This window comes from uncultured Psychroserpens sp., assembly GCF_947500255.1.
Taxonomy (GTDB): Bacteria; Bacteroidota; Bacteroidia; order Flavobacteriales; family Flavobacteriaceae; genus Psychroserpens.
On record NZ_CANMRL010000006.1, the window covers coordinates 1 to 23,923 of the forward strand.

Genomic DNA, 23,923 nt, shown 5'->3' on the forward strand with positions numbered 1-23,923 from the left:
ATTTTTATTACACCAAACCTTTTTTAATCTTTTTTTAAAATCTTTTTCTTAACCCTCATGAACGCCTTAATATGAAGTGGTTATCTTATATTTTTTTTCTAAAAAGCATCTTCACTTTAAAATAATATGGAAATACGATTATGTATTACATAATATATTGTATCTGAATTTTTAAGATACTATCTTTGCCAACTTAATTACAGCCTGTATTATGATAGATATTACTTTACCAGATGGTACTATTAAAAATTTTGAACAAGGAACAACTCCAATGGATGTTGCCAAAAGTATTAGTGAAGGGTTCGCAAGAAATGTAATTTCTGCAAGCTTCAATGACGAAACAATAGAAACCTCTACTCCATTATATAATGACGGGTCATTAATATTGTATACTTGGAGAGATCGCAAAGGAAAAGAAAGCTTCTGGCATTCTACCTCACATGTTATGGCTCAAGCTTTAGAAGAATTATATCCAAATATTAAACTAACACTCGGGCCAGCTATTCAAGAAGATAAAGGTAATGGCTTTTACTATGACATAGATTTTGGTGATCATTCTATTTCTGAAAAGGACTTCAAAGCAATTGAGAATAAAATGTTAGAAATTGCACGAGGGAAACATGATTTCAAAATGCGTTCAGTTACTAAAGATGAAGCTCTGTCTTTATATAGGTCTCAAAACAATGAATACAAAGTTGAAATGATTGAGAATTTAGAAGATGGTACAATAACATTTTGCGATCATTCTACATTTTCAGATTTATGTAAAGGAGGGCATATTCCTAATACTGGTTTAATAAAAGCAGTGAAAATAATGTCAGTAGCTGGAGCCTATTGGAGAGGTGATGAAAACAACAAACAATTGACTAGAGTGTATGGTATCTCATTTCCAAAGCAAAAGGAATTAACAGAGTACTTACAACTATTAGAAGAAGCAAAGAAACGCGACCACAGAAAATTAGGAAAAGAATTAGAATTATTCACCTTTTCTCAAAGAGTAGGACAAGGTCTTCCTTTATGGCTACCAAAAGGAGCAGCATTAAGAGAACGCCTTGAAAACTTCCTTAAAAGTGCACAGAAGAAAGCTGGTTATGAAATGGTTGTAACACCGCACATTGGTCAAAAAGAATTATACGTAACTTCTGGTCATTTTGCAAAATATGGTGAAGATAGTTTTCAACCTATAAACACTCCTGCTGAGGGCGAAGAATTTTTATTAAAACCAATGAACTGTCCGCATCATTGTGAAATTTATAATACCAGACCATTTTCATACAAAGAACTCCCAAAGCGCTATGCAGAATTTGGAACCGTATATAGATATGAGCAAAGTGGAGAATTACATGGATTAACCAGAGTACGAGGTTTCACCCAAGATGATGCGCATATTTTTTGCACACCAGATCAATTGGATACAGAGTTTAAAGAAGTTATAGACTTAGTATTATATGTTTTTGGTTCTCTAGGATTTGAGAATTTTAAAGCTCAAGTATCTCTTAGAGATCCTGATAATCCAGATAAATATATTGGTAGTGATGAAAACTGGAAAAAGGCGGAAGACGCAATATTGAATGCTGCTATTGATAAAGGATTGGATTATGTCGTAGAAACAGGAGAAGCTGCATTTTATGGACCTAAATTAGACTTTATGGTAAAAGATGCATTAGGTAGAAACTGGCAATTAGGAACTATTCAAGTAGATTACAACTTACCAGAGCGTTTTGACTTAACTTATAAAGGCAGTGATAATGAGCTTCATAGACCTGTAATGATACATCGTGCTCCTTTTGGAAGTATGGAGCGTTTTATAGCTATACTATTAGAACACACTGGTGGAAATTTCCCACTTTGGTTAATGCCAGAACAAGTAATTGTACTATCATTAAGTGAGAAATATGAAAAATACTCAGAAAAAGTTTTAAATTTGCTAGAAAATCACGAAATTCGCGCCCTCGCAGATAATAGAAATGAGACGATTGGTAAGAAAATCCGTGAAGCGGAAATGAATAAAATACCATTCATGATCATAATTGGTGAGAATGAAGAGAAAGAAAACAAGATTTCAGTAAGACAACATGGTGGTGAAGATTTAGGCATGATTAGTGTAGAAGAGTTTTCAGAAATAGTTGACAATGAAATCAATAAAACATTAAAAACATTTAAATAAATAAGTTTAATTAAAATATATAAGCCATAGCAATACGTAGAAGACACAACTCTAAGCGAGTCGTAAAAGAAGATCAGCACAAAATCAACTCTAAAATTAGAGCCGAGAAGGTAAGACTTGTTGGTGATAATGTAGATGTTGGAATTTACTCAATTAAAGAAGCATTAGCCATTGCAGATGAGCAAGGGTTAGATCTTGTTGAGATTTCACCAAAGGCCGATCCTCCTGTGTGTAAAGTAATGGATTATAAGAAGTTTCTTTACGAACAGAAGAAACGTGAAAAAGCTTTAAAAGCAAAAGCTTCGAAGGTAACTATCAAAGAAATTCGATTTGGTCCACAAACTGATGATCATGATTACGAATTTAAAAAGAAACATGCCGAGAAGTTTTTGAAAGATGGAGCAAAACTTAAAGCCTTTGTGTTTTTTAAAGGGCGTTCAATTATATTTAAAGAGCAAGGTCAAATCTTATTATTAAGATTAGCACAAGACCTAGAAGAATTAGGTAAAGTTGAGCAAATGCCTAGATTAGAAGGAAAGCGTATGACCATGTTCATTGCGCCAAAAAAACCAAAATAGAATAACTAAATGCTGAACACCGACGCTTCGGAACAGCATAAAGATAATAAGCGAAACGTAAATAAAACTAGGAGACAATGCCTAAAATGAAAACTAAATCAAGTGCTAAGAAACGTTTTAAACTAACTGGCACTGGTAAGATTAAAAGAAAGCATGCTTTTAAGAGTCATATTTTGACAAAAAAATCTAAAAAGCGTAAGCTAGCTTTAACTCATGACACTTTGGTACACAAAGCAGATGAGAACAATATTAAAACAATGTTACGTTTAAAGTAACACTGTTTTAATCGGTTAAAACAAATTATAAACCCTGGAGTTAGGCAAAATTATTTAGCAAGTGTCATTAATTGACCGCCTACTACAAAAAAACAATTTAAGAAATGCCAAGATCAGTAAATTCAGTAGCGAAAAGAGCCAGAAGAAAAAAGGTTCTTAAGCAAGCAAAAGGTTACTTCGGAAGACGTAAAAACGTTTGGACAGTAGCAAAAAATGCGGTTGACAAAGCGATGCAATATTCGTATAGAGACCGTAGAAACAAAAAAAGAACATTCCGTTCACTTTGGATTATGCGTATTAACGCAGGAGCTAGACAACATGGAATGAGCTATTCTAAGTTTATGGGAAAACTTAAAGCTAATAATATCGAATTGAACCGTAAAGTTCTTGCAGATTTAGCAATGAATAACCCAGAAGCTTTTGAAGCAATAGTAAACAAAGTAAAGTAAGGCGTTCGCCTAAATAATAACAACAATTCGCTTATAAAACCGATTCAGAAATGAGTCGGTTTTTTTATACCATGCCTTTTTAGATTTGAGCAGTTTCAATACTTAATTTTAGCATAAACTTTCATTTTTTATAGTTAACTTACAAGTCAACTAATCAATAATAAAATGAAACGCATTCAACTCATTACAACCCTCATTCTACTTATTACTTTTAACCTATTTGCTCAAGACAAAGACAAACCAAAACCGTGGGACGTTTCTAACCCTGAAGGCAATTGGGATTTTAAGGAATTAAAACTATCTACTAATGAAGGAACATGGATGAACCTTGATGTAAGTCCAGATGGGAAGTCTATAGTTTTTGATATGCTTGGCGACATCTACAAGATAGATATCAACGGTGGAAAAGCAAAGATTCTAAGAGAAGGTTTAGCCTTTGAGATACAACCACGCTTTAGTCCTGACGGTAAGCATATATCATTTACCAGTGATGCAGGTGGAGGTGATAATATTTGGGTTATGGATAGTGATGGATCTAACGCTAAGCAAATTACAAAAGAAAGTTTCAGATTACTTAACAATGCGATTTGGACTCCCGATGGAAACTATCTAATTGCAAGAAAGCACTTCACTTCTAGTCGATCACTTGGTGCTGGTGAAATGTGGATGTATCATAAAACTGGAGGCAGTGGTATACAACTCACAAAAAAGAAAAATGCACAACAAGACGTTAATGAACCTACGCTTTCTCCTGACGGAAAATATCTGTATTATAGTGAAGATGTGTATCCTGGTGGTTTCTTTCAATATAATAAAGATCCAAATAGTCAGATCTATGTGATCAATCGTTACGATATGGAAACTGGCAAGACTACTAGAGTAACCGGTGGACCTGGTGGCGCTGCTCGTCCTCAGATTTCTAGAGATGGGAAAAAACTAGCTTTTGTAAAACGTGTGCGCACAAAATCGGTTCTATATATTCATGACTTAGATACTGGTGAAGAATGGCCAATCTACGATCAACTTAATAAAGATCAACAAGAAGCTTGGGCCATTTTTGGAGTATATACGAACTTTAACTGGATGCCTAACAATGACGATATAATTATATGGTCTGGTGGAAAAATTAAAAAGATAAATATTAGTAGTTTAAATGTTACTGATATTCCTTTTCAAGTTGATGCAACAATTAAAATTGCTAAGGCCATTGAAGTCGAAAATGAAGTGGCTCCAAATACATTTGATGCCAAAGTCATTCGTCATGCAGTGACATCACCAGATGGGAAATCAATTGTGTTTAATGCTTTAGGCTATTTGTACATTCAAAAATTACCTAACGGAAAAGCAAAACGCTTAACCTCTGGAACCGATTTTGAATTCGAACCAACATTTTCTCCAGACGGAAATACGATTAGCTATGTAACATGGAATGATGAAAATTTAGGCGCTATACATTCAGTTGCAAGCACTGGTGGAGTTTCTACTAAATTATCTTCAGAAAAAGGTATTTATAGAAATCCATCCTATTCTCATAATGGCAAACATATCGTATATCGCAAGGAAGGTGGTAACAATGAACAAGGAAGAACATTTTCTAAAAAGACAGGAATATATGTAATGAATGCTAATGGCTCTAACCCTAAATTGGTAACTAAGGAAGGTGATTATCCAATGTTCAACAAAGCGGATACTAGAATTATTTACCAGAAAGGTGGACTCTTTTTTGGAGCGTTGACTAAAGAATTAAAAAGTGTAGACCTTAATGGTTTCGATGAGCGCATTCATGTAAAATCTAAACATGGAAATAGATTGGTACCAAGTCCTGACGGAAATTGGATTGCTTTCGTACACCTTCATAAAGTGTATATGGCTCCTATGCCTAAAGCAGGACAAACATTAGATCTTACCGACAAAACAAAATTTGTTCCCGTTACGAAATTATCAAAAGATGCTGGTATTAATTTACATTGGTCTAAAGACAGTAAAACTATCCGTTGGACTTTAGGAAACATGTACTATTCAGCAGAAGCGTCTAAAGACACAAAGCTTGTTGAAACAGGTATTAAAATTAATTTGGAAGTCAAAACCGATAAACCTCAAGGGAAAATTGCACTCACTGGTGCGCGAATTATTACCATGGAAGGTGATGAAGTGATTGAAAATGGTACAATAATCATTAACAATAATGTCATTGAAGCGATTGGCAGCACATCAGAAGTTTCGGTTCCATCTAATGCAAAGGTGTATGATGTTACCGGAAAAACAATCATGCCAGGAATGGTTGACGCTCATGCTCATATTGGAGGTTTCCGTTATGGATTAACCACACAAAAGCACTGGCAATTTTATGCTAATTTAGCTTATGGTGTTACCACTGCTCATGACCCTTCAGCAAATTCTGAGACCGTCTTTGCACTTTCCGAATTACAAAAAAACGGAACACTTGTTGGCCCTCGTCTCTACTCTACTGGATTTATTCTTTACGGAGCCGATGGTGATTTTAAAGCTATAATTAATAATCTTGAAGATGCGCGTTCATCAATTCGAAGAACAAAAGCTTTTGGAGCTTTATCGGTAAAGAGCTATAATCAACCAAGACGTGAACAACGACAACAGGTTTTACAAGCCGCTCGCGAAGAGGGAATTTTTGTAGTACCTGAAGGCGGATCGACATTCTATCATAATATTACTATGGTTATGGATGGCCATACTGGTGTTGAACACAATATTCCTGTTGCTCCTGTTTATAAAGACGTTTTAGAACTCTGGGGAAATAGTAATGTGGGTTATACTCCTACACTTATTGTTAATTATGGAGGTATGAATGGTGAAATGTTCTGGTATCAAAATACAAATGTTTGGGAAAACGAAAAACTATTAAAGTATACGCCTCGAGGAATTATTGATTCTCGTTCAAGGCATCGTATTATGATTCCTGATGAAGAATATGATAACGGACATATATTAGTATCTAAAACATGTAAAGCATTGAGCGATGCAGGTGTGAAAGTAAATCTTGGCGCGCATGGCCAATTACAAGGTTTGGGTGCACATTGGGAATTATGGTTACTACAACAAGGTGGAATGACTAACCATGAAGCTTTAAAAGCTGCTACTATTAATGGCGCAGATTATATAGGAATGAGTAATGATATCGGTTCTCTAAAAAAAGGAAAACTAGCCGATCTTATTGTTATGGATAAAAACCCATTAGAGGATATTAGAAATTCTGAAAGTATAATTTATACGATGATTAACGGACGTATGTATGATACTGAAACAATGAATGAAATTGGAAATGAACCTAAAGAACGCACAAAATTCTATTGGGAAAATTCAAAATATAACCAAGCATTTCCTTGGCATGAAGAGACACAAAGTTTCACTAGAGGCGCATGTGGTTGTCACGTAGGGTCTCATTAAATAAAAAATCCGATTCATTTAAGAATCGGATTTTTTTATACTACTTGGATTGCAGATATTTCAATAATCTCTTGTTTTCCTTTGAGCTGAATTTCTCCTAAAGTTCGAGACTTATATTTTGATTTAAGATCTATAGTATCTAATAACCCATTAGATATTAACAGGTTCTCATTATACGTATTGCATTCACTCTGAATTCTAGAAGTTGTATTAATAACGTCACCATGGTATGCGATTTCTTTTTTTATCGTGCCAACTTCAGCAACCATTAATTGTCCGCCATGAAGTCCAGCTTTAAACAACGGATTTAAACCATAGGACTTTTGATAATACTTAGAGCGCTTTAGTAATGCATTTTGAAACGCATAAAACAAGTCAATACAATTATTATTTTTAACTCCTTTTTTATATCTCCAACTAATCACGGCTTCATCACCAACATATTGATATACTTCGGCATCATACCTGCGTAATATTGTATTGAGATCAAAAAAACAATCTTGAATAAACTGACTATAATGTTTATGGCCTAGTTTTTCAGCAATAGCTGTAGAATCTTTTAAATCTAAAAACATTAAAATCCGTTTTTCTTCCTGAGGTTTTCTGTACTTACCTAAAAGCATCTTAATAAAAACACCAGAACCCAGTTTATCATTTGCTATTCTTATAAAGGAAAAGACCAAAGAAGTGAGTAAAAAATATGCTGTAGATAACCAAAACAAAGGATCGGTTCGCCACCAGCCCTGTTCATTATTTAAGTCTATATCCATCCTATCTTCAGCAATTAAGGTGATAAAACTTAATGAGATAATAAGTATAGTGAGATAGATAATTAACTTTAGACCAATAGATACTGCAAGATTAAGCTTTTGAGAAATATACTTTTCAAATGAAAATTCTACAATCGCATAAAAGACACCTATAATAATACCGAGGATTAATCCAAAATCTAGCCACTCGGTAATAGGAATTATATTTTTTGGATTGACATAAGTAGCTCCTTGCTCTTCACCATAAGCAAAAAAGCGAATCACAATAAATAAGGTAGACGCAAAGCTCCAAAAGAAGACCGTAAAAACAAGAAGTTTTAAAAACTTAAAAAGATTATACTTCAAATCAATATAATTTTGCTATTTACTCTTTTGAAATTTCATCAACGGCATACTTAAACTCTTTCCAATTAACTTGACCATCTCCATCTTTATCGTAACCTTCAATGAGTTTTGAGGATACAATCCCTCTAATAAATCCGCTTATCTCTGCTTGTTTAAGAAGAGCAACGATTTCTTTTTTTGATAAGGTTCCGTTTCCGCTTTTATCAAAAAAATTAAAAGCATCTTCTGGGGAATCGAAATGATTAGTGATAACGATTTGTATTTTTTTAAGAATTTTCTTTTTAGATGCCATACAATTTAAGTTAGATGCAACTAAAATTACAAAACTTTTAATAAAGATTAATCAGGTTTTCTGCTTCTTCTTTTTAGCAGCAGGGAATAATACATTATTAAGTATTAATCTATATCCTGGTGATGTTGGATGTAAGTCTAATTCGGTTTTTGGATCACCAACTTTGTGTGTGTAATCTTCTGGATCATGGCCTCCATAAAATGTAAAGAAACCTTTGCCTTTGATACCATGAATATACTTCGCTTCTCCATTGGTTTTATTCTCACCCATCACCAACACATTAGATTTTATTTCCTCACGAGTGAACGATGTTGTTTGCCCCATAAACCCTTTAACCAAAGCCGTATGGTTTTGACAGAGCATAGAAGGGATTGGATCCCACTTTGCAGAAAATTCCATTAGTGAAAAATAATCTGTTGTCATTGGAATGCGACGCTTTCTAGTCATATCTATTGATGAAAACTCATAAACATTAGGGCTTCGTTCTAATAAAAAATCTTTAAACGCAAAGGTCTTATTATAATCGATTTTGTTTTGATACCCAGGATCACTTCCGTCACCATCAAACATTGGTTCACATATATCAACTCCATCAGCAGATAGTGCTATATCAAAACTATCAGTTGCGCTACACATAGCAAACATAAAGCCTCCACCAATAACATAATCTCTAATTTTTTTGGCTACAGCTAATTTTTCTTCTGAAACTTTAGCATATCCCAATTTGGTTGCTAGTTCTTCGGCTTCTTTCTTTTCTTGGATGTACCAAGACGCTGAACGATAGGCACGATAGAATTTACCATATTGTCCTGTGAAATCTTCATGATGTAAATGCAACCAATCGTATAGTAGTAAAGCATCATTCAATACATCTTCATCATAAACTGTTTCATATGGAATTTCAGCATAAGTCAATACCATAGTTACGGCATCATCCCATGGTTGCAATCCTTTTGGAGTATACACTGCAATTTTTGGCGCTTTTTCTAAAACAACTGCTTCCATATTTTGTGACGGACTAGCAATCATGTTCAAGATTTCTTCAGCTTTAGAATTTGATATGACCTCAAAACTCACGCCTCTAATTTGACATTCACGTTGAATCTCTTCTGAATCTGGTAATAGGAAAGAACCGCCTTTATAGTTTAACAGCCACTTGACTTTTAACTGCTTTTCTAAAGTCCAATACGTCACACCATAGGCTTTCAAATGGTTTTGCTGACCTTCAGCATCCATAGGAATTAAAATGTACGACGCATATGACGACATCGAAATTAATAATAGAACTAATACAACAACTGTCTTTTTCATCTAAATTTTTTCAATTTAACCTTTGAAATATAATCAAAAATTATTCCTAAGCGATAGCCTTTAATATAGTTTTAGGGATTTATTAGCTGAAATGCACCAATAATCACACAAGAGTATCTACTTCTTAAGCGGAGGAATGGTTCGCTCTGGACCAGACAACAGAGACGCAATCACTTTAGTGTTTGGAAACTGTTCTAAAATAATTTTAATGAATACTGTAATTGGAATGGCCATTATTAATCCAGGTATACCCCAAATAAAGCCCCAAAGCATTAACATAATCAAGACCGTTATCACATTTATAGAAAACGATTTCCCCATAAAAATAGGCTCTAAAATAGCTCCAAACAAAACTTGTACTCCTGTGATAGATAGGATAAAGAAAAATAGAGTGCTCGTTGGGTCTAACTCTACAAAGGCAAAAATAGATAGCAATATCACCGAAATAAACGAACCTACCATTTGTACAAAATTAATTAAGAAGGCAAAGAGTCCCCAAAAAATTGGAAAACTCACATCAAAGAACACACAGGCTAAACCTGTAAAGATTCCGGTGAACAAACTCACTAAAAACTTAACTTTTATAAACGTAATCAAATCCTTTTCAATTTTCATAAAAGCCTTTATCGATGTATGCTTTCGCTTTAAAATGGTATTATTCAACACCTTATGCATATTGATAGACTCTGACAACCATAGGATCGTAAAGAAGGTAATCATTAAAATATTGGTCAAAAACTTTCTTACAAAATCAAATGTAGAACCAATGCTTTCCTTTTGGAAAAACTGTGCTAAAAATTTATCATCTCTATTGTATTCTAGACCAACCTTATCTTGCATATACAACATAAGATCATTGATCTTCACTTGAGCTTTTGCAAAGAAACCTGTGTCGTTTGATAAGATTTGTTTACTCGAGAGTTGTACCAGTTCTACACCTATAAATACACCAATACCAATAAGTGCCACGACAACAATAATACTTACCAATCTAGGGACATTGCGTCTTCCAAACCATCGCATCAATGGTAAAAACAGCAAAGCAATAAACATTGATGAGATCAATGGAATAAAAATAAACGATAGGATCTTAAGTAAATAAAATACTAATGGAACAACAATAAATAATAGTAGGATATTTGTAGTTCGTCTTTCTTCTAGCATGAGGCAATGTCTTTTAATAGCAAAAACAAATTTAAGACATTAAGTTGTTATAATATCCTAAAAAATCTTAAAATGGCACATCATTATCATCATCGCCTTCTGGAGCGCCAAAGGCATCCGAAGCCGAAGGAAAGTTATCTGGCTTAAAAGTATCATCATTTGCAGCTGCATTCATCTTGGAATGGAACTCTCCAAACGGTGTATCAAAATCATCTAAGTTATCAAACTTACCTAAGTGACCGATAAACTTCAGTCTAATATTTTCTAAACCACCATTTCTGTGTTTTGCCACAATAAATTCACCTTGACCTTCAGTTGGTGAGCGCTCTTCATCGTCCCACTCTTCAATCTTATAATATTCTGGTCTGTAAATAAAACTTACAATATCTGCATCCTGCTCAATCGCACCAGATTCACGTAAATCGGATAACAACGGACGCTTACTTCCACCACGTGTTTCAACAGCACGTGATAACTGAGACAAGGCAATTACTGGTACATTCAACTCTTTTGCTAGTGCTTTCAAGTTACGGGAGATCATTGAAATTTCTTGCTCACGATTCCCTCCTTTTTGACTACCACCAGCAGTCATCAATTGTAAATAATCAATCATGATCATTTTAATTCCATATTGAGAGGCCAAACGACGTGCTTTTGCTCTCAAATCAAAAATAGAAAGTGATGGTGTATCATCAATGAACAAAGGTGCTTTCTCTAAGGTTTTTACCTTCACATTTAACTGTTCCCACTCGTGCTTCTCTAATTTTCCTGTTCTCAACTTTTCCGAAGACAAACCTGTTTCCGAAGAAATTAAACGTGTTATTAACTGTACAGACGACATCTCCAAAGAGAAGAATGCCACTGGGATATTTGTATTAACAGCAATATTACGCGCCATGGTTAAGGTTAAGGCCGTTTTACCCATACCTGGACGTGCAGCTACAATAATTAAATCACTTGGTTGCCATCCCGAAGTTAGTTTATCTAATTTGGTAAATCCTGTTGGGATACCACTTAGTCCTTCTTTATTAGAAATTTCTTCAATTTTTTTCTTAGCCTGAATCACCAAACTTTGAGCTGTTTCGGTAGATTTTTTGACATTACCTTGGGTTACCTCGTACAATTTTGCTTCGGCAGTATCTAACAAATCAAAAACATCTTTGGTTTCGTCATAAGCCTCCTCAATAATTTCGTTAGAGATTTTAATCAAACTACGTTGAATATATTTTTGAAGAATGATACGTGCATGAAATTCGATATGCGCCGAAGAAGACACACGCTGAGTTAAAGAAATTAAGTAAAAATCACCACCAACCATGTCTAATTTCGCATCTTTTTTAAGTTGCGTAGAAACGGTTAATAAATCGACAGGTTCGCTATTTTCAAATAATTTGAAAATAGCTTCGAAGATATGTTTATGGGCTTCTTTGTAAAATGCTTCCGGGCTTAGAATATCAATGACCTCATCGACACCTTTCTTATCAATCATCATTGCGCCAAGTACAACTTCCTCTAAATCAATGGCTTGAGGAGGTATCTTGCCTTTCTCTAAACTAATTAGAGTACTTTTATCGACTTGATAGCCTTTTATTTGGTTAGGTTGCTTCATAACTGCGAATGTAAAACAAATGTGCCCTAAAACTGAAGATACGAAATTTTCAATCTTAACAGGTCTTCAACATTTTAACTGTTAATAACTTGATTATATTGTTAATAGCGCTAAAAAAAACCGAAACGAAATGTTTCAGTTTTTTTAATCCGTTATTCTATAAGGTTTAACCTTTAAAAACTCCCATCGCCAAGTATTTATCCATACGTTGATTTACTAAATCTTTTGGTGATAAGTTTTTAAGTTCCTCGTAATTTTTTTCTATGGCTTCCTTTACTGCTTTAAAAGTTGCAGTTCTATCTGCATGAGCTCCTCCTAAAGGTTCTTTAATTATATTATCTACCAATTTGAGTTTCTTCATATCTGGAGCAGTTAATTTTAGTGCATCAGCTGCTTGCTCTTTATATTCCCAACTTCTCCATAAAATAGAAGAGCAAGATTCTGGAGATATTACAGAGTACCATGTGTTTTCTAACATTAATACCTTATCTCCAACACCTATTCCTAACGCACCACCTGAAGCACCTTCACCAATTATAATAGTAATGATTGGCACTTTAAGGCGTGTCATTTCTAAAATGTTTCTAGCAATAGCTTCTCCTTGTCCGCGTTCTTCTGCTTCTAGACCTGGATAAGCACCTGGAGTATCAACCAATGTTACTACAGGAATACCAAATTTTTCGGCAGATTTCATTAAGCGTAATGCTTTACGATATCCTTCAGGATTTGACATCCCAAAATTTCTATACTGTCTTGTTTTGGTATTAAACCCTTTTTGTTGACCAATAAACATATACGTTTGGTCTCCAATTTTACCCAAACCACCAATCATCGCTTTGTCATCTTTAACATTGCGATCACCATGTAATTCTAAAAAAGTATCACCACATAATGCTTTAATATGATCTAGAGTATAAGGTCTATCAGGATGTCTTGACAGTTGTACTCGTTGCCAAGCTGTTAAGTTTTTGTAAATTTCTTTCTTAGTTTCAAGTAACTTCTTTTCAATCTTTTTGCAAGTTTGAGTCACGTCTACATCACTCTCCTCACCTATTAATTGGCATTTTTCAAGTTGGTCCTGAAGTTCTTTTATGGGTAGTTCAAAATCTAAATATTCCATTGAAATTTTGATTTAGTTCTTAGTTAATCTTTTAGTTAGTCTGTGCAAATATAAAAACTTTAATTGGGTTTATTTGTCAAGGTATTGTGCTTTTTATTACTCTTTCTATTTTTAAGAAACCCATCTGCCAAAACTGTTAGCAAAATCAAAATTGCGCCATAGTAAAACTGAGTACTCATAGTTTCAGTTTCAGGAAACAACAATAAGGCTAATGCTATACCATACAAGGGTTCTAGATTATAGGTAAGCACAACTGTATACGGACTTATATATTTCATCACCTTGACAGAACCAATAAAAGCATAAGCTGTACAAACTGATGCTAGAATAAAAATGTAGATCCAATCTGATGTTTTTAAACTGAAAAAGGCTTCATTAAATCCGCCTTGAAAAATTAAAATAAACAATGATAAAAAGACAACACCACTAATAAACTCATAAAATGAGATTACTGTTGCCGTATGTTCTTCAATAAATCGTCCGTTTATTACAGCAAAAAGTGTTGAGAAAAAAGCTGAAGAAATACCCAATACTATCCCATTAAGATATTTTATCTCACTTTGAGTAATTAAAAAAACACCTAATATGACGACCATTCCGAAGAGGATTTCATACCAAATAATTTTACGTTTATAAATCATTGGTTCAATAAATGAAGCAAAAAAAGCACCTGTCGAGAACATGGCCAAAGTGATTGAAACATTAGATTGATTGATGGCCTCAAAAAATGTGATCCAATGTAATGCGATGATAATTCCGGCAGCAAAAAACTTAAATTTAGTTTTGGTGTCTATCTTGATTTTTAACCGAATTATTTTAATGTAGAGAAACATTAAAATGCCAGCAATTAACATTCGATACCACACCAATGCAGTTGAACCAATAGATATTAACTCACCTAAAATAGCTGTAAATCCAGCTATAAAGACTAAAAAATGTAGATGAAAATAGTTTTTGAGTTTAGCGTTTGGCATTATACAGCAGATAAGCAGCTAAGATACCAAAAACGATATTAGGAAACCAGACTGCCAATAAAGGAGAAAAACTTGATTGCTCGGCCATAACACCAAAAACCTTATCGAAAAAGACATAAATCATCGCAATGGTAATACCAAATGCAAGGTTAACGCCCATACCTCCTCTACGTTTTATAGAAGATACCGAAACTGCAATAATCGTTAGAATATATACAGCTACAGGCAAACTCCATTTTTTGTATTTCACGACCAAGTAACGTCCAATATTTGAAGAACCACTTTTCTCTTCCTTTTCAATAAAATCTAACAGTTCACCATAAGATTTCGTTTCGGCAATATACTCCTCAGGTGTAAGGTCATCGACATTAAATGGAAGAATGGTATCCTTTCGACTTGCAGACTGAATAATATCTTTGTGCTCTCCAAAGATACGTTTCGAATATCCTAACAGACGATACAAACTATCATTATCCTTGATAGAGTTGGCTGTTATTTTATAAGCTAATCTATTGCCTTCAAAATGCTCAAGAAAAAAATTAGTCCCTATTCCTGTGACTGGATTAAAGCTACTTACATAGATAAAATCATTATCATTAATCTGTTTATAGATATTGGTTGTTTGAACAACATTTTTATTGCTTTTTAGATACTTATATTTAAACTGATTAAAACCTTTACTTGCTTTTGGTGCCAAGTATAACCCCATTAACAAGGCAAATCCTGCTATAATAGTTGCACCTATCATATAAGGTCTTAAAAACCGCCAAAAGGATACACCTGAGCTTAAAAAGGCAACAATTTCTGTATTATTGGCCAGTTTAGATGTAAACCAAATAACAGATAAAAACAAAAATATGGGAAATAATAAATTAGCAAAATATATTGTAAAGTCAAGGTAATATTGAGCTACAGCTGCAAATGGCACCTCACGTTCTAATATTTTTCCAATCTTTTCAGCAAGATTTACTGTAATTCCAATAGGAATGAACAACAGTAACATCATTAAAAATGTAAACAAGTAGCGCCTTAATATGTACCAATCTAATATTTTCAAAACTATAAGCGGTTATCCATTTGTTTTACCATTTTATCTTTCCAAGTTCTAAAGTCTCCTGCTAAGATATGTTTTCTAGCTTCTCTTACCAACCATAAATAAAATCCGAGATTATGAATAGTCGCAATTTGTTTGCCTAATAATTCATTTACAGTAAAAAGGTGTCTAAGATAAGCTTTGGTATATTCGGTATCTACAAAGGTAATTCCCATCTCATCTATAGGAGAAAAATCGTCAGCCCATTTTAGATTTTTGATATTAATGGTTCCATGAGCTGTAAACAACATTCCATTCCTTGCATTTCGGGTTGGCATGACACAATCAAACATATCAACACCTAATGCTATATTCTCTAATATATTTATAGGTGTTCCAACACCCATTAAATATCGTGGTTTGTCCCACGGAAGAATCTCACATACAACATCTGTCATGGCATACATTTCTTCAGCTGGTTCACCAACAGACAAACCTCCAATTGCATTCCCTTGAGCACCAGCATTAGCAATATATTCTGCAGATTGTTGACGCAAATCTTTATATGTACTTCCTTGAACTATAGGAAAGAAAGTTTGTTCATAATCATACTTAAACGGCGTTTTATCTAAATGGGTTAAACAGCGTTCTAACCAACGATGTGTCATATGCATTGATCGTTTGGCATAATTATAATCACATGGATAAGGTGTACATTCATCAAAAGCCATGATAATATCGGCACCTATAGTGCGCTGTATTTCCATAACATTTTCAGGAGTAAACACATGATAACTCCCATCAATATGCGATTTAAACTTCACACCTTCTTCCTTGATCTTTCGATTGGCTGATAAAGAATACACCTGATAACCACCAGAATCGGTCAAAATATTTCTATCCCAATTCATAAATTTATGTAACCCACCAGCTTTTTCTAAAATTGGTGTTTGCGGTCTTAAATACAAATGATAGGTGTTTCCTAAAATAATATCAGGGTTGATATCATTTTTTAGCTCACGTTGGTGTACACCCTTAACAGATGCAACAGTCCCAACAGGCATAAATATAGGTGTCTCTATTTGCCCGTGATCTGTAGTTACCACTCCAGCTCTGGCCTTACTTTGAGAATCGTTTGCTTTTAATTCAAATTTCATAAAAAATGGTCATCAGTGGGCAAAGATAATTATATCGCTGTATTAAGGTCTTAAACATTTAATAAAATTATTTACCGATTAAACTCAAAATCGATATCCAAAATTTTGAATCTTATTTAAATTGTTAGCAACTGACTAAAATCGTTAATAAGTGACTCCATTCTATTTTTGATTAGCCTTATGAAAACTTTATTTTTGAGCCTGAAATTACTCACACTATTTATATGCCAAATACACAACAATTACAAGACTTAACAACTCAAGTTCGTAGAGATATTTTACGAATGGTTCACAAAGTAAACTCTGGCCACCCAGGAGGATCATTAGGTTGCGCCGAATTTTTCGTAAGCCTTTACCAAGAAATCATGGAGAGAAACGATAGTTTCGATATGGATGGAATTGGTGAAGATCTTTTCTTTTTATCTAATGGTCATATTTCACCTGTTTTTTATAGCGTTTTAGCTAGATCTGGTTATTTTCCAGTAGACGAATTAAACACCTTTAGATTAATCGACTCTAGATTACAAGGACACCCAACAACTCATGAAGGTTTACCTGGAGTTAGAGTAGCTTCTGGATCGCTCGGACAAGGGTTTAGTGTTGCTTTAGGCGCAGCAGAAACTAAAAAACTTAATAATGATAACCATCTTGTTTACAGTTTACATGGTGATGGCGAATTACAGGAAGGACAAAACTGGGAAGGTATCATGTATGCCGCAGCTAATAATGTAGATAATATTATTTCTACTATTGATTTAAATGGGCAACAAATTGATGGTGCTACTGATGATGTCTTACCTATGGGAAGTGTGAGAGCGAAGTTTGAAGCTTTTGGCTGGACTGTTGTTGATATCGAGAATGGTAATGACATCGATGCGATTTTAAAAGGAATGGCCGAAGCCAAGTCTTTAACAGGTAAAGGCAAACCTGTTTGTGTCCTATTAAAAACGGTTATGGGTAATGGTGTAGATTTTATGATGCATACACATGCTTGGCATGGTAAAGCACCTAATGATGAACAATTAGCAATAGGTCTATCTCAAAACACAGAAACCTTAGGAGATTATTAGTATGAAAAAGACGCTAACAGTTCTCGCTTTATTTTTTCTACTGTTTTCTTATGCTCAAGAGAAAACTATTACTATTGACTATACTGTTAAATACCTATCTCAAAATAAACGTAAAGGGACTACAGATACTATCACTGTTGGATTTGAAAAAAACGGCAAGTATATCTGGACCAACAGTAAAGCTTTGGCTAAAGATTTAGGTAAATCTATGTTTAGAAAAAAACCTGAACTATTAGAAAATTCAGATTTAGCTATCATCTATGATTCAAAAAACGCTATGCTACTAATGTGCTTTGAATCAGGTGAAAATGAATTTTTCATGAATGTAGAATTATCAGCTATCATTCCTGGTCCTATACCAAATGATGATGGTGAAGAGTTTGAATTGATTTCAGAAAAAACAGAAGAAACCATTACTATAGCTAACAGAGAAGCAACTCTTTATGATGTATATCCATCTCATAAAAATTCGGAAACAATATCTGTTGCTTTGGATGAACGTATAAAAATTAATAATAATCTATTATTCAAAAAGTTTTTTGAAATCATGTTTGCCGCTGACGATAATGCTAAATTATTAGGATTTAATATTCCTGATGGATTACTTATGAAAGTTGGCAGTGATGAAAAAACCTTAATAGAAGCATATACAGTCGACTCAACAAAAAAAGAAATAACTATTAATTACAGTTTCAAAATCAAAGAATGAAAACATACACAAACACAGGAAACAAAGATACACGCTCAGGTTTTGGAGCTGGATTAACAGAATTAGGAAAAACTAATGAAAATGTCGTTGCACTTTGTGCCGACTTAATTGGTTCTCTAAAAATGGATGAATTTAAAGCCAATCATCCAGAGCGCTTTTTCCAAGTCGGTATTGCCGAAGCCAATATGATTGGATTAGCTGCAGGTATGACCATTGGTGGTAAAATTCCATTTACAGGAACTTTTGCTAACTTTTCAACAGGTCGTGTTTATGATCAAATTAGACAAAGTGTTGCCTATTCTGATAAAAATGTAAAAATTTGTGCATCGCATGCAGGCCTCACACTTGGAGAAGATGGTGCAACACATCAAATTCTTGAAGATATTGGTTTAATGAAAATGCTACCAGGTATGACGGTTATCAATACCTGTGATTACAACCAAACAAAAGCAGCTACTATAGCTATTGCTAAACATCATGGACCTGTTTATTTACGTTTTGGTAGACCGAAAGTGGCTAACTTCACACCTGAAGATCAAAACTTTGAAATTGGTAAAGCGGTTCAACTTACCGAAGGGAATGATGTTACCATTGTTGCTACTGGACATTTAGTTTGGGAAGCTCTTGAAGCTGCAAAAACGTTAAATGACCAAGGTATTTCAGCCGAAGTTATCAATATCCATACGATTAAACCTTTAGATGATAAAGCCATCTTAGATTCTGTTTCAAAAACAGGATGCGTTGTTACTGCCGAAGAACATAACTATTTAGGTGGTTTAGGAGAAAGTGTTGCAAGAGTATTAGCTCAACACCAACCTACACCGCAAGAATTTGTAGCAACTAATGATACTTTTGGAGAATCTGGAACACCAGCTCAACTTATGGAAAAGTATGGTTTAAACGCCAATGCGATTGTAAAAGCAACTGAAACTGTGTTAAAAAGAAAGTAATAATATTCGTTTGGCAACGTTTTTGATACTATACATCAAAATCACAAAAAACGAATATTATGAAAATTTTAAAAAAGTTTCACGGGTACTTTATCAATAAAAGTGACGTGAGTAAAAACCTAATTATTTATACGTTTTTATTAACGTTGTTTTGTTTTAGTGCTAGTGCACAAACAGGAAGTTCATTTGGTATCAAAGGTGGATTGAACTATAATGCCAATGGTGATTATTTTGAATCTATTGGTGACAACGCCCAAAATCCAGATCGTAACATAGGCTATCATATTGGTGTCTTCGGAAAGTTAGGTAACAAACTCTATTTTAGACCAGAGTTAATGTATACTAGTACAAAGAGTGATTATCAAGATGACTCTTTTGACATGAAAAAGATCGATGCTCCGCTCTTGGTTGGATTAAAAGTTATTGGACCTGTTAGTGTTTTTGGCGGACCATCATTACAATATATTTTAGATACCGAATTTGATGGTATCGATATTGATAATGTAGATGACGATTTTTCAATAGGACTAAACTTTGGTATTGGACTAAACCTAAATAAAATAGGAATTGATCTTCGTTATGAAAGAGGTTTTAATGATAATGAAGCAAATTTTATTGGTAATAACTTAGGCGAAGGTGTTGTAAGTAGAATAGATACAAGACCTGATCAATTGATTTTAAGCTTATCTATAGCTTTGTAATAAGAAAAATTAAACACAAAAAAGACGCCTAATCAGCGTCTTTTTTTATTATACTTATTTTTATTTTAAGAATCTTGATTGCTCTCTGTAGAGTCCTCATCTAAATAATTTGGAATACCATCTCCATCTGTATCATCATTAGTAGGATCTCCATCATTATCGATGTCTTCATTAATAGTTAACACGCCATCACCATCATCATCTGGATCAAAAAAGTTAGGTACACTATCATCATCTGTATCATCATCATTAACACTCTCGTTTCCATTTAAATCTTCGAGGTGAGATAATACACCATCATTGTCATGGTCATTAGCTTCAGCTGCATATAATTCAAACTTAAATATTAAATTAGAATACACTGGAACCCCAAAAGGAGGAGCTGCATAATATGCTAAACCAGAAGGTATAAACATTACGCCCAATCCATAACCTGAATAATCAACAGTACCATCTTCATTAATGATAAAGTCTGATGCCGTATTAAATCTAGGAATAACATTTCTCCAACCTTCAATTAAACCTGTTAAATCAAAAGGAAGATTAGGATTTACGGAGCTATCAAATACAACTTCATCCATTAGATTTCCAGAATAAATTAACCTAATATTATCTGTAAAATTAGGACTGTATTCCCCATCTCCTTGGTTTAAATTAAGAATATAGAATTCGTACTCTGTCTCCTCAAAGGTTCTGGTAAATGTATCTACTGCATCTATCAATAACGTATTTTCATCTGGATCTGGTAATGGTAAATAATTACCATTATCATCTTGAGGCAATTCTGTAATTACGATTTCGTCTATAGTATGATCTCCAGGAGTTTCAAAAACAGATGAGTTGTAATAATGAGTTTGGAAGTAACCAATTAAAGAGTCATTATCCACAACTTGCTGCTCTGTTCTATCTCTTTCTGGTATAAGACTCACCTCTGGGTCATCAGGCTTGCAGGCGAAAAAAGACAGCACCGAAAGCGTAACAACTGCTACTACATTTTTTAATTTTATCATGATTAAATTTTTCTTTAATTCAAATAAATTTGAATCGTTCAATATTGCTTATTTTTATCACGCAAGATACAATAATATAATATTTTTGCGCAATACAATTAACGTCAATTTCACAGTTTTAATATGCGAGTCGATAAATACTTATGGTGCATTAGATATTGCAAAACAAGAAGTATAGCAACAAATGCTTGTAAAAAAGGGCATGTGAAGGTAAACGGACTAGTTGTTAAACCTAGCAGAGAGGTCTATCCTACTGATAAAATTGAATTTAGAAAAGACCAAATTAACTATCAAATTATCGTTAATGATTTACCTGAAAGTCGTGTTGGTGCAAAACTTGTAGATATATATAGAACTGATGTCACACCAAAAGAAGCATTTGAAGCCAAAGACATGCTAAAATATTCTAAGGATTATTACCGAAAAAAAGGAGTTGGAAGACCTACTAAAAAAGACCGAAGGGATATTGATGATTTTTATGATACACCCGAAGAAGATATCTAAATTTAATACGCTCACTAATAAAACTGTTTTTTATCTTTGAAGAAATAATTCCTAAGTATGAGTCTTACTAAAAACATTATCTTGAATCATCAAGAAATTCAGCATAAAATCAAACGTATTGCATATCAAATTTATGAAAGTAATGTGTATGAAAACGAAATTATTTTAGCTGGAATTGAAAACAACGGCTACATACTTGCAAAAAAACTAAAGCAAAGTCTTGAAAAGATTTCAGATTTAAAACCAATACTTTGCAAAGTTAAGATTGACAAGAAAAACCCACTTTCTGAAATAAAAACATCATTGAATCAAGAAGAATACATTAATAAATCTATTGTATTAATTGATGACGTATTAAATTCTGGCAGTACTTTAATTTATGGTGTAAAACACTTTTTGGATGTTCCATTAAAACAATTCAAAACCGCTGTTTTGGTTAATCGAAATCACAAAAAGTACCCTGTAAAGGCAGATTTTAAAGGGATTTCTTTGTCTACATCGCTTCATGAGCACGTTGAGATTATTTTATCAGGAAAAGTATACGAAGCCTATTTAAAATAATTGTGCTACAAGCTCTTCAACAACCTCATCAACAGATTTGTTATCGGTTTTTATACTCAAGTGTGCTTGCTCATAAAAAGGAGCTCGCTCAAATAAATGTTTACCAATAAACTCATTAAGCTCTGCAATAGATTCTATATGAGAAATCAATGGTCGCTTTACTCTTTCCTTATACAAACGTGCAGACAATGTTGGTATTATAGCTTTTAAGTAGATGGATTGCGTATTGTTTGAATGTAAAAGCTTTTCCATATTATTACCATAGCAAGGTGTTCCTCCACCAAGTGATATAATGGTATGTTCTAAACCAATAACATTATCAAGATACTTGGCTTCGGCTTTTCTAAAATATATTTCGCCTTTGGTTTCAAAAATAGTCGCAATGGTCGCTTTTTCATTTTCTTCGATAAATTCGTCAAAATCTAAATAGGCATAGTTTAAAACTTCAGCCAATTTCTTGCCAATTACTGATTTTCCAGAACCCATATATCCAACTAAAAACAAAGTCATTTTCTCGTTATAAATTGATAATTAAAAACATAAGATATGCAATCACAAAAAAACGAAAAATTATCTAAAAATAGGTTTGGAATATTAATTAATCGTTTTATATTTGCACCCTCGTTTAGAGAAACTTATTGACTTGGTAGCTCAGTTGGTAGAGCATCTCCCTTTTAAGGAGAGGGTCCTGGGTTCGAGCCCCAGCCAAGTCACGAAAAAATTTGATTTAAAATCCTGACTATCAGATAGTTAGGATTTTTTTTGACCCCATCGGAGTCACAATTTTCAAATTGTATTTCATCTAAACAATTGATTTTCAATTAGTTAATTTTTTTATTTTTTCTCAAACTACCCAGAAACTACCCAACTTTTTTCTATGGGGAGTTTCATCAAAATATACCCTTTTTATCTTTATCTTTGAGTATGAAAAACAATTCTAAAACAATTGAAAGCATTAACGAGGGAAAAACGTCACTGAGGCTAAAAATAGTTGTAGTTTCTCTATCACTTATTTTTTTAGTAACTCCCTTGTATGAGTTTTTACCTCATTTTACTCCTGTAAATGCTAGTCATTGGTGTTGTCAACCGCAGTTCTGTGATTTTCATTAATTTTTTTTATCCATTGTCAGCAAGTAAATAGTAAACACAAAAAATGAATAATCCATTATTAAACAATGCCATATCGTTTAAAAAAGCTGGATTAAGGTGTCTTGAAGAAAGAGAAATTGATAAGCATTCTTATGAAATGTTAATGACACCAGTTGTAGTTAACTTATCATTTTCATTAGAATTGTATTTAAAGAATGTTTTGCAATTAAAAGGTGTTAATTTTGGTAGGACGCACCATTTATACCAATTATTTGATCTACTAGATCCAGATACCAAAGATCAAATACAAAAATCCTATTTCATTAAGAGTAAATATAGATACGTAGACACAAAAGACAAACCATATGAGATGTTTCTAAATTGGTTTGAAGATATGTTAAATAATCACTCAAATCTATTTGTAAAATGGAGATATAGTCATGAAAGATTAGAAAATGAAGTCTTAGAATGTGATTATGGATTTCTCTTAAAATTAATTGGTATGCTTGAAGATCTATCTAATCGCCTATCCTCACATGAATAGGTAGTAGCACAATAAATAATACGAATTTTCCTCAGATCCGTCCCCATTTGCTATCTTAGTTGCTAAACGCGATTAACCTTTAACAAATACGTTAGTTGCAAGACCAAAAACCTATCCT

General features: G+C 33.5%; 23 protein-coding genes and 1 tRNA gene. 13 read left to right on the plus strand and 11 right to left on the minus strand.

What is annotated here, in order from left to right:
* Positions 1 to 211 precede the first annotated feature (211 nt).
* The 5 genes from thrS to Q0783_RS15075 all read left to right on the plus strand — a co-directional run bounded on the left by thrS (position 212) and on the right by Q0783_RS15075 (position 6,892).
* Positions 212 to 2,167, plus strand: a complete 1,956-nt coding sequence (gene thrS, locus Q0783_RS15055) for a threonine--tRNA ligase (RefSeq protein ID WP_298896505.1) — start codon at positions 212 to 214, stop codon at positions 2,165 to 2,167.
* Between the two features lie 26 nt (positions 2,168 to 2,193).
* A complete protein-coding gene (gene infC, locus Q0783_RS15060) occupies positions 2,194 to 2,745 on the plus strand; it encodes a translation initiation factor IF-3 (protein WP_298760531.1) in 552 nt (183 codons plus the stop codon).
* A 77-nt stretch (positions 2,746 to 2,822) separates the two neighbouring features.
* Positions 2,823 to 3,020: a 50S ribosomal protein L35 gene (gene rpmI, locus Q0783_RS15065; RefSeq protein WP_040250651.1), complete on the plus strand. Its 198-nt coding sequence runs from the start codon at positions 2,823 to 2,825 to the stop codon at positions 3,018 to 3,020.
* A gap of 104 nt (positions 3,021 to 3,124) precedes the next feature.
* Positions 3,125 to 3,469: a 50S ribosomal protein L20 gene (gene rplT / locus Q0783_RS15070; RefSeq protein WP_204347045.1), complete on the plus strand. Its 345-nt coding sequence runs from the start codon at positions 3,125 to 3,127 to the stop codon at positions 3,467 to 3,469.
* 165 nt (positions 3,470 to 3,634) lie between these two features.
* Positions 3,635 to 6,892 carry an amidohydrolase family protein gene (locus Q0783_RS15075; RefSeq protein WP_298896507.1) on the plus strand — a complete coding sequence of 1,086 codons (3,258 nt, stop codon included), beginning with the start codon at positions 3,635 to 3,637 and terminating at the stop codon, positions 6,890 to 6,892.
* A 35-nt stretch (positions 6,893 to 6,927) separates the two neighbouring features.
* Here Q0783_RS15075 and Q0783_RS15080 read toward each other — a convergent pair whose 3' ends face one another.
* From Q0783_RS15080 to tgt, 9 genes are all read right to left on the minus strand, one after another.
* Positions 6,928 to 8,007 carry an adenylate/guanylate cyclase domain-containing protein gene (locus tag Q0783_RS15080; RefSeq protein WP_298896509.1) on the minus strand — a complete coding sequence of 360 codons (1,080 nt, stop codon included), beginning with the start codon at positions 8,005 to 8,007 and terminating at the stop codon, positions 6,928 to 6,930.
* A 19-nt stretch (positions 8,008 to 8,026) separates the two neighbouring features.
* The gene (locus tag Q0783_RS15085) at positions 8,027 to 8,299 is read right to left on the minus strand and encodes an EF-hand domain-containing protein (protein ID WP_298760068.1); all 273 of its coding nucleotides are present in this window, start codon (positions 8,297 to 8,299) and stop codon (positions 8,027 to 8,029) included.
* A 51-nt stretch (positions 8,300 to 8,350) separates the two neighbouring features.
* Complete coding sequence (locus tag Q0783_RS15090; RefSeq protein WP_298760070.1) at positions 8,351 to 9,610, minus strand: asparagine synthetase B; 1,260 nt, start codon at positions 9,608 to 9,610, stop codon at positions 8,351 to 8,353.
* A 117-nt stretch (positions 9,611 to 9,727) separates the two neighbouring features.
* Entirely contained in the window at positions 9,728 to 10,774 is a 1,047-nt protein-coding gene (locus Q0783_RS15095; RefSeq protein WP_298760072.1) for an AI-2E family transporter, read from the minus strand.
* A gap of 67 nt (positions 10,775 to 10,841) precedes the next feature.
* Positions 10,842 to 12,383: a replicative DNA helicase gene (gene dnaB / locus Q0783_RS15100; protein WP_230936934.1), complete on the minus strand. Its 1,542-nt coding sequence runs from the start codon at positions 12,381 to 12,383 to the stop codon at positions 10,842 to 10,844.
* Positions 12,384 to 12,549: 166 nt separating this feature from the next.
* On the minus strand, positions 12,550 to 13,503 hold the full coding sequence (locus Q0783_RS15105; RefSeq protein ID WP_298760074.1) for an acetyl-CoA carboxylase carboxyltransferase subunit alpha: 954 nt from the start codon (positions 13,501 to 13,503) through the stop codon (positions 12,550 to 12,552).
* 59 nt (positions 13,504 to 13,562) lie between these two features.
* Complete coding sequence (locus Q0783_RS15110; RefSeq protein WP_298896511.1) at positions 13,563 to 14,477, minus strand: DMT family transporter; 915 nt, start codon at positions 14,475 to 14,477, stop codon at positions 13,563 to 13,565.
* Positions 14,464 to 15,534 (minus strand): LptF/LptG family permease, encoded by a 1,071-nt coding sequence (locus Q0783_RS15115; RefSeq protein WP_298760076.1) that lies wholly within the window; start codon positions 15,532 to 15,534, stop codon positions 14,464 to 14,466. Before Q0783_RS15115 ends, Q0783_RS15110 begins: the two co-directional genes overlap by 14 nt.
* A 2-nt stretch (positions 15,535 to 15,536) precedes the next feature.
* Positions 15,537 to 16,667, minus strand: a complete 1,131-nt coding sequence (gene tgt, locus Q0783_RS15120; RefSeq protein ID WP_298896513.1) for a tRNA guanosine(34) transglycosylase Tgt — start codon at positions 16,665 to 16,667, stop codon at positions 15,537 to 15,539.
* A gap of 224 nt (positions 16,668 to 16,891) precedes the next feature.
* Between tgt and Q0783_RS15125 the strand changes: the two genes are divergently transcribed.
* The 4 genes from Q0783_RS15125 to Q0783_RS15140 are packed head-to-tail and all read left to right on the plus strand — an operon-like array spanning position 16,892 to position 20,097.
* The gene (locus Q0783_RS15125) at positions 16,892 to 17,737 is read left to right on the plus strand and encodes a transketolase (RefSeq protein ID WP_298896515.1); all 846 of its coding nucleotides are present in this window, start codon (positions 16,892 to 16,894) and stop codon (positions 17,735 to 17,737) included.
* A gap of 1 nt (position 17,738) precedes the next feature.
* Positions 17,739 to 18,446, plus strand: a complete 708-nt coding sequence (locus Q0783_RS15130; RefSeq protein ID WP_298760079.1) for a hypothetical protein — start codon at positions 17,739 to 17,741, stop codon at positions 18,444 to 18,446.
* Positions 18,443 to 19,396, plus strand: a complete 954-nt coding sequence (locus Q0783_RS15135) for a transketolase C-terminal domain-containing protein (RefSeq protein ID WP_298896517.1) — start codon at positions 18,443 to 18,445, stop codon at positions 19,394 to 19,396. Before Q0783_RS15130 ends, Q0783_RS15135 begins: the two co-directional genes overlap by 4 nt.
* 59 nt (positions 19,397 to 19,455) lie before the next feature.
* Complete coding sequence (locus Q0783_RS15140; RefSeq protein ID WP_298896519.1) at positions 19,456 to 20,097, plus strand: porin family protein; 642 nt, start codon at positions 19,456 to 19,458, stop codon at positions 20,095 to 20,097.
* A 65-nt stretch (positions 20,098 to 20,162) separates the two neighbouring features.
* On the opposite strand, the gene Q0783_RS15145 is transcribed toward Q0783_RS15140, so the two are convergent.
* Complete coding sequence (locus Q0783_RS15145; protein WP_298896521.1) at positions 20,163 to 21,107, minus strand: hypothetical protein; 945 nt, start codon at positions 21,105 to 21,107, stop codon at positions 20,163 to 20,165.
* Positions 21,108 to 21,230: 123 nt separating this feature from the next.
* Between Q0783_RS15145 and Q0783_RS15150 the strand changes: the two genes are divergently transcribed.
* Entirely contained in the window at positions 21,231 to 21,611 is a 381-nt protein-coding gene (locus Q0783_RS15150) for a S4 domain-containing protein (RefSeq protein ID WP_298760082.1), read from the plus strand.
* Between the two features lie 57 nt (positions 21,612 to 21,668).
* Positions 21,669 to 22,172, plus strand: coding sequence for a phosphoribosyltransferase family protein (locus Q0783_RS15155; protein WP_298896523.1), 504 nt, complete (start codon positions 21,669 to 21,671; stop codon positions 22,170 to 22,172).
* On the opposite strand, the gene Q0783_RS15160 is transcribed toward Q0783_RS15155, so the two are convergent.
* The gene (locus tag Q0783_RS15160) at positions 22,164 to 22,682 is read right to left on the minus strand and encodes a shikimate kinase (RefSeq protein WP_298896525.1); all 519 of its coding nucleotides are present in this window, start codon (positions 22,680 to 22,682) and stop codon (positions 22,164 to 22,166) included. The two genes, Q0783_RS15155 and Q0783_RS15160, sit on opposite strands and share 9 nt — an antisense overlap.
* 130 nt (positions 22,683 to 22,812) lie before the next feature.
* On the opposite strand from Q0783_RS15160, the gene Q0783_RS15165 reads away from it, so the two are divergent.
* A tRNA-Lys gene (locus Q0783_RS15165) sits at positions 22,813 to 22,885 on the plus strand.
* A gap of 440 nt (positions 22,886 to 23,325) precedes the next feature.
* Positions 23,326 to 23,805, plus strand: coding sequence for a hypothetical protein (locus Q0783_RS15170; protein WP_298896527.1), 480 nt, complete (start codon positions 23,326 to 23,328; stop codon positions 23,803 to 23,805).
* Positions 23,806 to 23,923: the final 118 nt, after the last annotated feature.

Bases quoted from the DNA above. Each gene is read 5' to 3' on its own strand.
- Q0783_RS15105 (WP_298760074.1), bottom strand. From the start codon at position 13,503: ATGGAATATTTAGATTTTGAACTACCCATAAAAGAACTTCAGGACCAA.
- Q0783_RS15110 (WP_298896511.1), bottom strand. From the start codon at position 14,477: ATGCCAAACGCTAAACTCAAAAACTATTTTCATCTACATTTTTTAGTC.
- Q0783_RS15130 (WP_298760079.1), top strand. From the start codon at position 17,739: ATGAAAAAGACGCTAACAGTTCTCGCTTTATTTTTTCTACTGTTTTCT.
- Q0783_RS15145 (WP_298896521.1), bottom strand. From the start codon at position 21,107: ATGATAAAATTAAAAAATGTAGTAGCAGTTGTTACGCTTTCGGTGCTG.
- Q0783_RS15085 (WP_298760068.1), bottom strand. From the start codon at position 8,299: ATGGCATCTAAAAAGAAAATTCTTAAAAAAATACAAATCGTTATCACT.
- tgt (WP_298896513.1), bottom strand. From the start codon at position 16,667: ATGAAATTTGAATTAAAAGCAAACGATTCTCAAAGTAAGGCCAGAGCT.
- Q0783_RS15095 (WP_298760072.1), bottom strand. From the start codon at position 10,774: ATGCTAGAAGAAAGACGAACTACAAATATCCTACTATTATTTATTGTT.
- Q0783_RS15135 (WP_298896517.1), top strand. From the start codon at position 18,443: ATGAAAACATACACAAACACAGGAAACAAAGATACACGCTCAGGTTTT.
- Q0783_RS15090 (WP_298760070.1), bottom strand. From the start codon at position 9,610: ATGAAAAAGACAGTTGTTGTATTAGTTCTATTATTAATTTCGATGTCG.
- rplT (WP_204347045.1), top strand. From the start codon at position 3,125: ATGCCAAGATCAGTAAATTCAGTAGCGAAAAGAGCCAGAAGAAAAAAG.
- Q0783_RS15140 (WP_298896519.1), top strand. From the start codon at position 19,456: ATGAAAATTTTAAAAAAGTTTCACGGGTACTTTATCAATAAAAGTGAC.
- Q0783_RS15160 (WP_298896525.1), bottom strand. From the start codon at position 22,682: ATGACTTTGTTTTTAGTTGGATATATGGGTTCTGGAAAATCAGTAATT.
- Q0783_RS15075 (WP_298896507.1), top strand. From the start codon at position 3,635: ATGAAACGCATTCAACTCATTACAACCCTCATTCTACTTATTACTTTT.
- thrS (WP_298896505.1), top strand. From the start codon at position 212: ATGATAGATATTACTTTACCAGATGGTACTATTAAAAATTTTGAACAA.
- Q0783_RS15155 (WP_298896523.1), top strand. From the start codon at position 21,669: ATGAGTCTTACTAAAAACATTATCTTGAATCATCAAGAAATTCAGCAT.
- Q0783_RS15170 (WP_298896527.1), top strand. From the start codon at position 23,326: ATGAATAATCCATTATTAAACAATGCCATATCGTTTAAAAAAGCTGGA.
- dnaB (WP_230936934.1), bottom strand. From the start codon at position 12,383: ATGAAGCAACCTAACCAAATAAAAGGCTATCAAGTCGATAAAAGTACT.
- Q0783_RS15125 (WP_298896515.1), top strand. From the start codon at position 16,892: ATGCCAAATACACAACAATTACAAGACTTAACAACTCAAGTTCGTAGA.
- rpmI (WP_040250651.1), top strand. From the start codon at position 2,823: ATGCCTAAAATGAAAACTAAATCAAGTGCTAAGAAACGTTTTAAACTA.
- Q0783_RS15150 (WP_298760082.1), top strand. From the start codon at position 21,231: ATGCGAGTCGATAAATACTTATGGTGCATTAGATATTGCAAAACAAGA.